The 11,184-nt window shown below is 69.5% G+C and carries 13 protein-coding genes; 4 read left to right on the top strand and 9 right to left on the bottom strand.

Features of this window, described 5'->3' with window-relative positions; all coding sequences use genetic code 11:
* Nucleotides 1-200 (bottom strand): hypothetical protein (locus tag ACTWPW_RS60645; protein WP_443174482.1); only part of this gene is annotated, 200 nt, incomplete at its 3' end.
* A gap of 30 nt (nucleotides 201-230) precedes the next feature.
* Nucleotides 231-1,859 carry a Mu transposase C-terminal domain-containing protein gene (locus ACTWPW_RS60640; protein WP_443174481.1) on the bottom strand — a complete coding sequence of 543 codons (1,629 nt, stop codon included), beginning with the start codon at nucleotides 1,857-1,859 and terminating at the stop codon, nucleotides 231-233.
* A gap of 456 nt (nucleotides 1,860-2,315) precedes the next feature.
* Here ACTWPW_RS60640 and ACTWPW_RS60635 point away from each other — a divergent pair, with 456 nt between their 5' ends.
* On the top strand, nucleotides 2,316-2,519 hold the full coding sequence (locus ACTWPW_RS60635; RefSeq protein ID WP_443174483.1) for a FluC/FEX family fluoride channel: 204 nt from the start codon (nucleotides 2,316-2,318) through the stop codon (nucleotides 2,517-2,519).
* On the opposite strand, the gene ACTWPW_RS60630 is transcribed toward ACTWPW_RS60635, so the two are convergent.
* From ACTWPW_RS60630 to ACTWPW_RS60605, 6 genes are all read right to left on the bottom strand, one after another.
* Complete coding sequence (locus ACTWPW_RS60630) at nucleotides 2,437-2,781, bottom strand: hypothetical protein (RefSeq protein WP_443174480.1); 345 nt, start codon at nucleotides 2,779-2,781, stop codon at nucleotides 2,437-2,439. The genes ACTWPW_RS60635 and ACTWPW_RS60630 overlap by 83 nt on opposite strands.
* Nucleotides 2,782-2,881: 100 nt before the next feature.
* Entirely contained in the window at nucleotides 2,882-4,036 is a 1,155-nt protein-coding gene (locus ACTWPW_RS60625; protein ID WP_443174479.1) for an alpha/beta hydrolase family protein, read from the bottom strand.
* Between the two features lie 11 nt (nucleotides 4,037-4,047).
* On the bottom strand, nucleotides 4,048-5,460 hold the full coding sequence (locus ACTWPW_RS60620; protein ID WP_443174478.1) for a S41 family peptidase: 1,413 nt from the start codon (nucleotides 5,458-5,460) through the stop codon (nucleotides 4,048-4,050).
* A complete protein-coding gene (locus tag ACTWPW_RS60615) occupies nucleotides 5,457-6,509 on the bottom strand; it encodes an ABC transporter permease (protein WP_443174477.1) in 1,053 nt (350 codons plus the stop codon). Before ACTWPW_RS60615 ends, ACTWPW_RS60620 begins: the two co-directional genes overlap by 4 nt.
* On the bottom strand, nucleotides 6,506-7,396 hold the full coding sequence (locus ACTWPW_RS60610) for an ABC transporter ATP-binding protein (protein WP_443174476.1): 891 nt from the start codon (nucleotides 7,394-7,396) through the stop codon (nucleotides 6,506-6,508). Before ACTWPW_RS60610 ends, ACTWPW_RS60615 begins: the two co-directional genes overlap by 4 nt.
* Entirely contained in the window at nucleotides 7,393-7,536 is a 144-nt protein-coding gene (locus ACTWPW_RS60605; RefSeq protein WP_443174475.1) for a hypothetical protein, read from the bottom strand. Before ACTWPW_RS60605 ends, ACTWPW_RS60610 begins: the two co-directional genes overlap by 4 nt.
* Before the next feature lie 36 nt (nucleotides 7,537-7,572).
* Between ACTWPW_RS60605 and ACTWPW_RS60600 the strand changes: the two genes are divergently transcribed.
* From ACTWPW_RS60600 to ACTWPW_RS60590, 3 genes are read left to right on the top strand one after another with little or no spacing between them, the layout of a single operon-like run.
* Nucleotides 7,573-8,229, top strand: coding sequence for a response regulator transcription factor (locus ACTWPW_RS60600; RefSeq protein ID WP_443174474.1), 657 nt, complete (start codon nucleotides 7,573-7,575; stop codon nucleotides 8,227-8,229).
* Between the two features lie 3 nt (nucleotides 8,230-8,232).
* Nucleotides 8,233-9,453 (top strand): sensor histidine kinase, encoded by a 1,221-nt coding sequence (locus tag ACTWPW_RS60595; protein ID WP_443174473.1) that lies wholly within the window; start codon nucleotides 8,233-8,235, stop codon nucleotides 9,451-9,453.
* Nucleotides 9,454-9,467: 14 nt separating this feature from the next.
* The gene (locus tag ACTWPW_RS60590; protein WP_443174472.1) at nucleotides 9,468-10,640 is read left to right on the top strand and encodes a tyrosine-type recombinase/integrase; all 1,173 of its coding nucleotides are present in this window, start codon (nucleotides 9,468-9,470) and stop codon (nucleotides 10,638-10,640) included.
* Nucleotides 10,641-10,767: 127 nt separating this feature from the next.
* Here ACTWPW_RS60590 and ACTWPW_RS60585 read toward each other — a convergent pair.
* On the bottom strand, nucleotides 10,768-11,184 hold a 417-nt coding region (locus ACTWPW_RS60585), incomplete at its 5' end, for a hypothetical protein (RefSeq protein WP_443174471.1).

Genomic DNA, 11,184 nt, shown 5'->3' with positions numbered 1-11,184 from the left:
TTGGTGGCGCTGTTGCCGGACGGACGGGCAGGTTGTGGCGGTGCGGTCGCCTCACGGCGGGGTGAGCTCCCCTTGCCGGAACGGAGCTCCTGTGCGGAGGGTGTCTCGGTGTTGCCGGAGTCGATCAGGTCGGGCGATGCTGCTGGATCTCCGACCTGGTCGGGGTTGTCGGGTGGGTTGTCGTCCTCTGTTGGATCCACGTCATGGTGCCTATCCGGGCCCTGCGAGGCTCACTCATTCCAATAGCGTTTGAGTTGCGGACCGTCACGAAGGGTAGCGGCTGGGTCAGTGCCGCTCAGCGGCTCAGCGGTCGCGTCGAGCGTCTCGGGGGTGGTGCCGGCGCCGTCGGGCTCGGTGGGGGTCATCCAGTTGGCCAGGCTGGTGGTGGGGTAGCCGGCGGGCAAGGGCTCGGTGTGGGCGGCCAGGAGCCGGTCGACTATCTGGGAGCGGCTGGTCAGGCGGCCGCGTAGCTGTTTGCGGCGGGCGTTGCGGGCGGTGGTGATCTCTTTGAGGCTGATGGTGGTGCCGGCCAGTTCGGGGCAGATCGCCCGGCACAGGAACTCCTCCTCGCCGGTGGCGGCGGTGCTGGCGGGGTGGAGGTAGACGCGGATCTCGGTGATGTCGCGGGGGTCGTAGCGGATGATGGCCTGCTCGCCGGTGTAGAAGGCCAGGACGGGGTCGAGGTAGCGCAGGTTCAGAAAGTGGATCCCGTCGGTGTGGATCTTGCGAGGTTTGGCGACGGTGAGCAGCAGCAGGTCGAGTTGTTCGAGCGAGTCGGGCATGCGCGGAATGAACGCGTCGGCCTCCCACCGGGTCTGGGGCGGCATCTTGGTCTCGCTGTGCGGTCGCAGGTTGTAGACCTCGCGGATGAACCGGCCGATCGCGGCGTCCAGTTCCGGGAGGGTCAGCTGGGCTTGGCCTGCGCGATCGGGGGTGCCGCGGGGCGCGTAGCCGGGCAGGTGGGCCAGGCACATCTGGTTGATGGTGCCGATCAGGCGCTCGATTTTGCCGTGGCCGTGGGGCTGGCCCTTGAGAGTGAAGACCGGGATCACCTTCAGGTCGGCCATCACCTGTTCCAGGTGGGCGGAGGTGAAGTCGGATCCGTGGTCGAGGTGAAACACGCTCGGGATGCCGCACACGTGCCAGCCGGGTTCGGGTTTGCGCCAGATCGCGTGCCGGAAGGCCAGCGCGGTGGTCAGGGCGGAGGGGGTCTCCAGGTTGACGGCGTATCCGGCGATGGCGCGGGAGTGGTCGTCTTCGATGGCGGTCAGCCAGGGCCGGGCCGGCTTGCCCCGCTCGTCCAGCACCCAGATGTCCAGCTCGGTGTGGTCGGCCTGCCAGATCTCGTTCGGCTTGGTGGCCTCGCGCCGGTACACCAGCTCGTAGATTTCCCGGTAGCGGCGGGTTCCCTCCAGGGCGAGGGTGACCAGCGCGGGTTCCAGCTCGGCGACGATGCTGTGGACTGTCCAGTAGCCGGGGACGGGCCAGCCGCGTGCCTTGGCGATGCTTTCGGCCTGCCGGTGGATCGTGGCCACGCTCGGGCGAGGCTTGCGCAACGCCAGCCCCTCGACGAACGCCACCAGCTCGTCGGGGAACCGCCGCAGGCCCTTGTCGCTGCGGCTGGCGCGAGCCAAGCCGTCCAAACCAGAGCGCCGGTAGCTGGCCAGCCACCGCTGCAAGGTTCGATAGGAGGGACCGTCTTCGCCCTGGGCGGCCGCCAGCTGTGCCAGCGGAATTGCGTCGTGCAGGTGCGGCGCGAGCACCTCATACCGGCTCATGGCCAGGGCACGCCCGGCCACGTCCCCGCAGCGCCCGCTGTTCGGCGTGGCTTGAGCGTGTTGTTCACTGGCAGTGCTCACCTTGTCATCGTCCGTCCCCACAACCGGTGCCCACCACACCCGTGAAGGCCACGGTTTGCGACAACCTCTACAGACCGGGAGCTGCGGATTTCGACCACGATCGACAGTGGATCGGTTCAGTACGGTTCAGCCGACGGCGAGTACACCGAGGGCGTTACCTACGATCATGAGCCGATCGTGGCTGTGGCGTACCGGTACAGTGAACGACAGGATTTCGATCGACAAGCGAGGTTCGCGGCGGTGGGGCCCACCGCCCCCGGCCGGCCGGGAAACCGCGGTTAGCGCCGCCAACGGTCCCTACCCGAGGAAACGGTGTCGTTCTGGTAGGGAGAGCTGTATGCACGAGCCTGTGACGCCCGTCGATCCTGACGTCGATGTTCATGGCCCCGGACATGCGCAAGGAACTGCGGCCTCGAGTCTGGCTGGTGCTGGCCTCCATTTCCGCAGGGGGGAGCGCTGGGCTCGCTGACGCGCTATGGGATCTCTTCCGCGCTACCGCACGATCCGACAGGCTTTCCGTGGTCCATGTTCGGCATCAACGTGTCGGGCTGCCTGCTGATCGGCGTGCTGATGACGCTCAACTGCCGCCTGTCTTGCTGGGGGTCATGCTCGGGACGCTCTGCGGCTGGTACTGCTTGCAGGCTTCCTCAGCTTTCTTGAACTCCGGGGTGTTGGATTTGTCCTTCTTCACGAAGGCGCCGCCTGTGCCGGGGTCGGGGAACGATGGCACGCCGTTCTCACGCATGCACTTGGCGAAGGCCACTGCATCGCCCTGCGGCGCCATGGACCCCTCGGTCCCGCCGGGTTCCTGGTCACCTCCGCAGGCCGCGCCGGCCAAGGCGACTACGGCCAGCGCGATGGCCGCCACGATGCTCCTGCGCGAGCGCTTCTGACCGGGGATGCTGTTCATGTCGATCTCCATCGTTTGTCGGTGTATGTGTGTTCGGGGTCGTCGGTTCGTCGGCGCTGCTGGGTGGGGTTGCGGCCGGCAGCCCTCCGGCAGCTCCACGGCGGGCGGGAATTCATGATTGACCGCAGGCCTCGGGACACAGCTTGGCCTCGGGGTAGCGCGATGACGGTTTGTCCAGGATGGGCTGCCGCTGCGACATCAGGTGCTGGTCGAAGAAGGCCGCCACGTACGCACGGGTGAGCTCGATGGCGCGCGCCGCCGGCAGGACGCCGTAGGAGGGCTTGCTGCCGAGGGCCTCCGCCAGCAGCGGGCCGTCAGTGAAGGACTGGTGTTCGGCGCCCGTCAGCACGATCCAGCGCTTCCACCCGGTCAACAGCTTCCAGTCGCGGTCCCACGTGGGGGCGGCGCCGCCGGGGACGTGCTGTGCAGAGCCCAGGAACATGAACGGCCGGGAGAACCCGTTCTTGGGGATGCGGGCGTAGGTGGTGCCGTCCATGTCGATCCCGGCGCGGATCCGGGAGTCCTTGATCATGGCCGCCATGGCGCTGGCCCCGCCGATCGACTGGCCCGCCATCGCGATTTTGGAGCGGTCGATCAGGCCGGAACCGTCCCACTTCGTCGTCAGCTGGTCGAGCACGAAGGAGACGTCGGCCGCCCGGCCCGTCACCACCCCGGTGCCGAAGCCCGTGTCGGTGTCGCTGTCGCATGCGAGGCATTCGGCGACCTGCCCGTCGGACAGGGTGGTGGCGTAGCTTTCGTAGGTGTGGTCGATGCCGGCCACGACGTAGCCTCGGCTGGCCAGGTCCTCGGCCAGGGACGTGAGCATGCTCATCGGCCTGGTGAAGCCGGGGGAGAGCACCACCAGCGGAATCTTGCGCCCCGCGGGTTTCGCGTCTTTGACGGCGTTGGTTCGAGTCTTGCTCAGCGTGTCGTCCGGCACGCCGCCGATCCCCCACCCCCTCAGTACGAGCTCCGACTCCTTCGGCGACATGTACGGCGCCTTCCGCCCGTCGCGCTGCTTGGTCGGATACCACAGGGTGACCTTGAGCTCCCTGGCATCGACGTCGAGGTTCCAGGGATCGGGGCGCGAGGTGTCCTTCATATGCAGGACGGTGGTGCCGACCGGATGGGCGCCAGTGGGCGCGGGCAGGACGGCGGGGCCGGTGGGCGTGGCCGACGGGACAGCGGAGCGAGGCGGCGTGGGCGTGGAGCAGGCGGACGCGGCCAGGACGGCCAGTCCGGCGGCGGCTGCCAGGAGGAGTCTCATCGAGGAGTCCTTCATTTGTGCAGCAGGGTCAGGGCCTTGGCCAGCGCGGGGTCGCGCCCGGCGGCCGCGTCCTGCGGGGTCAGGGGCACGTGGTGGTCGGGAGCCACACCGATCCGGTTGATCTCCTCGCGGTCGGCCCCCAGGCCGTGCCTCGAGGGGAAGGCCAGGACGGTGTTGTTGCTGAGCAGATACGGCTGCGCCGGGCCGGACATGAGACCGGCGGTTCTGGTGCCGACCAGCTTGCCGATGCGCAGGTCCTTGACCGCGGAGCTGACGTGCTCGCACGCCGAGACGCAGCCGCGATCGGTGAGCACGATCAGCGGCAGCTTGAGCAGCTCGACGGTGTCGTCAGTCCGCAGGCTTTCGCATTTGTCGTCCACGGTGCACAGGTAGTGGGTGACCTTGCCGTGGATGAACGCGCTCAGCAGCCGGGTCGACTCCGTGATTTGGCCGCCGCTGTTGCCGCGCAGGTCCAGCACGACGCCGGCGAGCGTCCGGCCGGTGCGCAACCTGGAGATCGCCTTGAGCACCCTGTTCGCGGAATCGGGAGCGAACCCGCGCAGCCGCACATAGGCGACGTCGTCGTCCAGCAGCTTCGACTGCACCGTTTGCAGGGTGGCCAGGTCCCGCTGGTAGAGGCCGGGCTTGAGCGTCACGCTCCACCGGCGGCCGTTGCTTTCCCGCAAGATCCCCAGCCGGACCGGACGCTCCTGCGGGTATCGCGGGAAGAGGGCGGCGATCGCGGGCGTGGCCTTTCCGTCGATGAAGGGCGGCGAACCGTTGATCGATTCGATGATGTCGCCCGGGCGCAGTCCGGCCTTCTGCGCCGCGCCGCCCTGCACGGTGGTCACGAACAGCGGAGGCAGGGCGACACCCAGGTTGCGGTCGCCATCGACGTTCGCCTGCAGACCCAGGCCGTAGCCGTCGCCTTCGTAGTAGTCGGGGTGCCGCCCTTTGACGTCGTGTGCCCAGGAGGCGTGGTTGTCGTCGAGGCCGGCCACCATGGCCTCCAGGGTGGCCACGGCCAGCTTGACGTGCAGGTCGGGGACCTGATCGGTGACCTTCCGGAAGGTGGCCTCGAAAGCGGTCCAGTCGGCTTTGCGGTCACCTTTCAGCGCCGGCATGGTCGCCTCGGGCACGTCGCGCCCGTTACGGTTGAGCTCCTGCGTCAAGGCGATGAATCCGGCGATCAGCAGTGAGCGGGCGTCCAGCGTGGCGCCGCTGTAGTAGTTGCCGAGGATGCAGAAGTACGCCTGCTCGACCACGTCGATCGTGGTGGGCTTCTCCACGCCGGGAGCGCTCTGGGGCGCCGCGCAGACCGTACCGCCCGCCGTGCTCGCCTGGCTGCGCGGGGGCGCCGGCGCCGTGCAGGCCGCCGCCAGGAGGAGGGCGAGCCCCGCGGTGGCGGTCCTGATGACGGTCATGACGGCCGCCTGCGGATCCACCAGAAGGACAACCAGGTGAGGGCGAGGGTGAGGAAGGCGTATAGCCCGGTCTCGATCCACTGCAAGGGCCAGAAACGTTCGAGGGGCTGGTAGGTCGCCTGCTGCCGGTAGCCGAGCCGGTTGATCTCGGCCAAGCAGCCGTCCTGACCGGCGGCCGATCCCGATGGTGCACAGGGTCCCGACGTCGTGGAGATCCGGATGGAGGCTCCACCATCACCACCGGCGATCGTGCGTCCGGATGGGTCGAGCAGGTTGTTGGTCAGGACCCAGGCGCCCGCGTGGCCGGGAACGGCCGAATTCAGCGTGATACTCGGATATCGGCCTCCGTCCCGTGGAATGTTGATGCTGTCCACGTTCGCCCGGCCGAGTTCGAAGGTCGCGGTGACCGGGGGCATCAGGTGGGGCCGGACCAGCAGCGGCATGGCGAGCTGGATCGCGGCGAAGACGGCCAGCGTGAGGGCCATGGCGGGCAGCGTGCGGCGCACCAGCATGCCCACGGTCACGCCGAGGACGAAGGCGAAGGCCGCGTACCCCATCGGGGCGATGCCGCGCGCGCCGAACACCAGGGGAGCCATCAGCGCCAAGTTTCCGGGGGCGGAGTTGTCCAGGGGGTCGGACCACCAGGTCACCGCGAGGCCGCACAGGCCGGCGGCGGCCATGGCGACCAGGCCGGTGAGCCCGAGCTTGACCGCCAGCCAGCGGGTGCGGGTGATGCTCTGGTTCCACACCAGCAGGTGCGTGCCCGCCTCCAGCTCGCGGGTGATCAGCGGTGCTCCCCAGAACAGCCCGACCAACGCCGGCAGCAGCAGCACGACGAGACTGACCGCCATGAACGGCATCTCGTACGCGCCGAAGAAGCGGTCGTAGAAGCGGCCGCAGGTGTCGTCCTGGGCGCAGGCGGCGATCCCGGCGGAGTAGCCGGAGGCCAGGCCGGGGCCGGTCAGGGCCAGGGCGACGGCGAGGATGACGAGTACGGCGGCCAGCATCGCGGCCGAGCCGCGCAGCTGGCGCCAGGTCAGCCAGATCATCGCTGCACCTCCAGCGCGGCGCGCCGGTTGTCGGCGGTCTGCTTGTCCATGTAGGCCAGGACGAGGTCCTCCAGGCTGAGCTGGGTGACCGTCCAGGCGGGGTCGTGGATCGGGGCGTCGGTACGGACCACGAACGTGCTCTGCAGGTCGGTGTGACGCGCGGAGACCACGTGCTGGCCGGCGGGCAGCCGGTCGGGATCGCGGCGCGGGCCGGTGAGTCGGTAATGGGTGGCCAGCAGCTTGTCGACCTCCCCGGCTACCTGCACGCGCGATTCGACGAGCACGATCAGGTAATCGCATGTCCTTTCCAGGTCGGAGACCAGGTGGGAGGAGAGCACCACGCTGAACCGGTGCTCGACGGTGGCCTCTATCAGCCCTTGCAGGAACTCATGGCGGGCCAGCGGGTCGAGCGAGGCGACCGGCTCGTCCAGGATGAGCAGCTCGGGACGTTTGGCCATGCCCAGGGTGAGGGCGAGCTGGGCGCGTTGGCCGCCCGACAGCTTGCCCGCCCGGTGGGCGGGATCGAGACCGAGCTGCGCGATGCGCTCCCGCGCCCTGGCGGCGTCCCAGCGGGGGTTGAGCCGTGCCCCCAGTCGCAGGTGCTCGGCGACGGTCAGGCCCGCGTATACGGGGGTGTCCTGGGCGACGAACCCGACCCGGGCCAGCTGCGCGGGCGTGCCCCCTGGCCGGCCGCCGAGCACGGTGATCCCGCCCGCGGTCGGCTCCAGCTGACCGCAGGCCAGCTTCAGCAGCGTGGTCTTGCCGGCGCCGTTGGGCCCCACCAGCCCGATGACGTGGCCCGCCGGGATGTCGACGGTGCAGTCGCGCAGCGCCCAGCGCCTGCCGTATTTCTTGCCCAGCGCCTGGGCCTGCAGAACAGAAGTCACGCTATGTCCTCCTGAGTGATGATCCGGAAGGTGGTCATGAACAGGGCCTCGATGCTTTCCTCGTCGAGGCCGGCCCGGCGGGCCTTGCCAGCGATCACATCTACCGGCCGGCGCATATTGGTGGGCGATCGGCGGACCATATGTGATCCATATGCGGGAGTTGCGATACTGCCCGGATGCGTGTGCTCTTGGTCGAAGACGAGCAGCCCCTCGCCGGGTACATCGAAGCGGGGCTGCGCAAGCACGGCTTCACCGTCGATGTCGCCCTCGACGGCCAAAGCGCGCTGGACAAGTGCGAGATCACGCCGTACGAGGTGGTGGTCCTGGACCGGGACCTGCCGGTCGTACACGGCGACGCGGTGTGCCGCCGGCTCGTCCAGCGGGGGGTGTCGCGGGTGCTGATGCTGACCGCGTCCGACGCCGTTGAGGACCGAGTAGGCGGACTGATGCTGGGCGCGGACGACTACCTGGGCAAGCCGTTCGCGTTCTCCGAGCTGGTCGCCAGGGTGCACGCCCTGATACGGCGCAGCGCACCGGCCCGCCCGCCGGTGCTGCGCACCGCCGGCGTGACCCTGGACCCGGCCCGGCGCAGCGCCGAGCGGGACGGGCGGCTGCTGCGCCTGACGCCCAAGGAGTTCGGCGTGCTCGAGCAACTGCTCGCCGCCAGCGGTGACGTGGTCAGCGCGGAAACCCTCCTGGACAAGGTGTGGGACGAGCACGCGGACCCGTTCACCAACGCGGTCCGGATCACCGTCGGCACGCTGCGCCGCAAGCTCGGCGACCCGCCGCTGATCGAGACCGTCACCGGCGCCGGCTACCGAATCGGAGGGTGAGGGGTGGTCCGACTCTGGATGGGCCGGTTGACCGCCCGGGCCCGGCTCACTCTGCTGCAGACCGCCCTGGTGCTGACCGCCGGCGCCGCGCTGACCGGGTTGACCTACCTGCTGATGCGCCGCGGCACCTTCTTCACCCGCCTGGACCGGAGCGGCTCTGACCCATCGGGCACTGACCCGCCGATGCCGACACCGGCCGAGGACCTGCAAGTTTTCGCCGACCGGGTGCAGGCCGACACCCTGTCCGCGCTGCTGCCCCAGGCCGCTCTGGCGCTCATCGTGGTGACCGCCCTGGCCGCCGTACTCGGCTGGCTGGTGGCCGGTCGGGTGCTGCGCCCGATCCGCGTCATCTCCTCCACCGCCCGGCAGCTGTCGGCTGAGAACCTCACCGAGCGGGTCCCGATCAACACCCCCGCCGACGAACTGTCGGCATTGGCGGGCACGGTCAACGACATGCTCGACCGCATCCAACGCGGCGTCGCCGAGCGGGACCGCATCCTGGACAGCCAGCGGCTGTTCACCGCCAACGCCGCCCACGAGCTGCGCACCCCGCTGACCACCGCCCGCACCGCGATCGATGTCACTCTGGACGGGCATCCCAGCCGTGCCGAGCTGCTCGCGATGGCCGGTGACGTGCGCGGCGCCGTCGAGCACATGCAGCGCGTCCTGAATGGGCTGTTGCTGCTGGCGCGCAGCCAGGCCGGGCTCGCGGCGCGGGAGCCGGTCGACTTGGCCGCTGTGGCGGCCGCCGCCCTCGACGCCGCCGGAGCGCGGGCGGCTGTCGCCGGCATCGCCGTACGATCCGAGTTTCAGCCGACACCGGTCACCGGCGAACCCATCCTGCTCGAACGCATGATCGGCAACCTGGTCGACAACGCCATCCGCTACAACCGACCGGGCGGGCACCTGGCCGTCGCGACGGGCCCGGCGGATGGGCGCGCCGTGCTGCGGATCTCCAACACCGGCCGACGCATCTCGCCCGGCGAGGCGGAGAAGCTGCTCGAACCGTTCGTGCATGGGCAGGGCACCCGCATCCGCACCGAGGGTCTGGGGTTGGGACTGTCGATCGTGCGCGCGGTCACCCTCGCTCACCAGGGACGGATCACGGTCGACGCCCGCACCGGCGGCGGCCTCGACATCACCGTCGACTTCCCGCAGAACCCGGTGACGAAGGACGCGAGATCGCAGGATACCGATTTACTTCAGGAAACAGCCCTTCCGTGAAGTAATCTGGCGGCATGCCTCACCAGACGCCCAGGTCGGCCGACCCGTCCCCCGGATCGGATCACGCCGAAATCACCTCACGAAAGGTGGTCGGGCTCTCCGAGCGCCTCGATCCGGCCGACGACAGCCTCACCACCTGGAGCGAGCGCTACCTCGACCTGGCCGTGCGCGGAGTCCGCTCGGCGGAGGTCGCCGGCAAGATCACCCGCCACCTCGCGCGATTCATCGCGTGGATGACGAGCGGGCTCGGCCACGACCGGCTCTCGGCCGTCACCCCGCGCGAAGTCGCCGTCTGGCGCGACCACCTGGCCGCCGCCGGCAACCCCGGCCGCGACGGCAAGGGGGAGCCGATGGCCGCCGCAACCGTCAACAACCACCTCGCGCACCTGTCGGCACTGTTCACCTGGATCACCGCGCACGCCCCCGCCGGGCTGCTCCGCCACGGCGACCCGACCAAGAAGGTCACCGCGCTGCCACTGCCCACCCCGCAGGTGCGTGCCCTGGCTGCCGCCCAGGTCCGCACTATCAAGAACGTCGTGGACCGGATCGAGACCTTCCACGAGCTCAAAGGCCGCCGCCACCGCGGCACCAGCGCGCGGGTGCACGCCCACGCCCGCCCGGTCCGCGACCGCGCCATCATCTACCTGCTGTTCGGCACCGGCCTGCGCCGCGCCGAGTTGGTCGGCCTGGACCTGCAGCAGCTCGAGCCCGCCGATCCCGACCGGCTGCGCCAGGTCAAAAAGGCCCGCCTGACCGGCGTGCGCGGCAAGGGCCGTACCAGCCGCACCGTGTTCCTCGGCCGCGACGCCCGCCAGGCGCTGGCCGACTACCTGGAGTACGAACGGCCCGGCGACGCGGCCGCCAGCACCGGCCCGGCCGCGCTGTTCCTCTCAGCCGCCTCCATCGCCGCCCGCCACCCCGACGGGCGCATGTCCCCGCGGTCGATCAACACCATCGTCAGCGAGATCGGCCGCCTGCACGACGCCCAGATGCTCGATCCCGACCGCAAGTTCGGCTCCCTGCGCCCACACGACGCCCGCCACACCTTCGCCTTCCAACTCTCCCAGGCCTCCGGCCACAACCGCGCCGAACTCGAACGCCGCCTCGGCCACGCCAATGACCGCTACCTGCGCCTGTACACCAACCCACCCGACGACATCGCTGCCAGCTACGTCGAAGACCTATGACCACGAGGCTTGAGCGCCCTGACAAAACCAGTGAGTCGACATGGGGTGAGGCGCAGGCCCGCAACGGCCCTCCGACCACGGTGGCTCCTGCCGTCAGGACTGACCACGACAAATAGCGACCCCAAAGTCACGTCATCAAACGATCCAAGTCACACCCGATGCGTAGCACGCAGGAGCGTTGCAACCTTAGGGCGCAGGCGGCCAACTGGTTGCCGGGACGGTCGCGGAGCTCTTCGGTCAGGCGGCGATCGGCATCGAAGGGCAGGTAGCGGGGCAGCACCTGCGGGAGCTTGGGGTTGTCATCACGAAACACCAGCTTGCGGGCGGGCGCCTCGGCCCAGCCCCACTCGGTGATGTCGGTGAGGAAGCCGGTCAGCGCGATCACCCGGCGGGAGCGGTCGGCGACGGTGATGGCTTCGCCGTTCTTGGGGTTGACGGCGTCAACCATGGCGGTGAGGGCGGGCTTGATGTGACGCTGCCGGTCCAACTTGGCGATCGAGGTGAGTCCGGGATCGCTGTGGGTGAGGAAGAGGCCGAAGTGTTT

The organism is Nonomuraea sp. KM90, assembly GCF_052246675.1.
Taxonomy (GTDB): Bacteria; Actinomycetota; Actinomycetes; order Streptosporangiales; family Streptosporangiaceae; genus Nonomuraea.
The sequence above is the reverse complement of the archived record's forward strand: the minus strand, read 5'-3'. Positions and strand labels throughout refer to the sequence as shown.

Bases quoted from the DNA above. Each gene is read 5' to 3' on its own strand.
- ACTWPW_RS60630 (WP_443174480.1), bottom strand. From the start codon at position 2,781: ATGGAGATCGACATGAACAGCATCCCCGGTCAGAAGCGCTCGCGCAGG.
- ACTWPW_RS60625 (WP_443174479.1), bottom strand. From the start codon at position 4,036: ATGAGACTCCTCCTGGCAGCCGCCGCCGGACTGGCCGTCCTGGCCGCG.
- ACTWPW_RS60620 (WP_443174478.1), bottom strand. From the start codon at position 5,460: ATGACCGTCATCAGGACCGCCACCGCGGGGCTCGCCCTCCTCCTGGCG.
- ACTWPW_RS60615 (WP_443174477.1), bottom strand. From the start codon at position 6,509: ATGATCTGGCTGACCTGGCGCCAGCTGCGCGGCTCGGCCGCGATGCTG.
- ACTWPW_RS60605 (WP_443174475.1), bottom strand. From the start codon at position 7,536: ATGGTCCGCCGATCGCCCACCAATATGCGCCGGCCGGTAGATGTGATC.
- ACTWPW_RS60600 (WP_443174474.1), top strand. From the start codon at position 7,573: ATGCGTGTGCTCTTGGTCGAAGACGAGCAGCCCCTCGCCGGGTACATC.
- ACTWPW_RS60590 (WP_443174472.1), top strand. From the start codon at position 9,468: ATGCCTCACCAGACGCCCAGGTCGGCCGACCCGTCCCCCGGATCGGAT.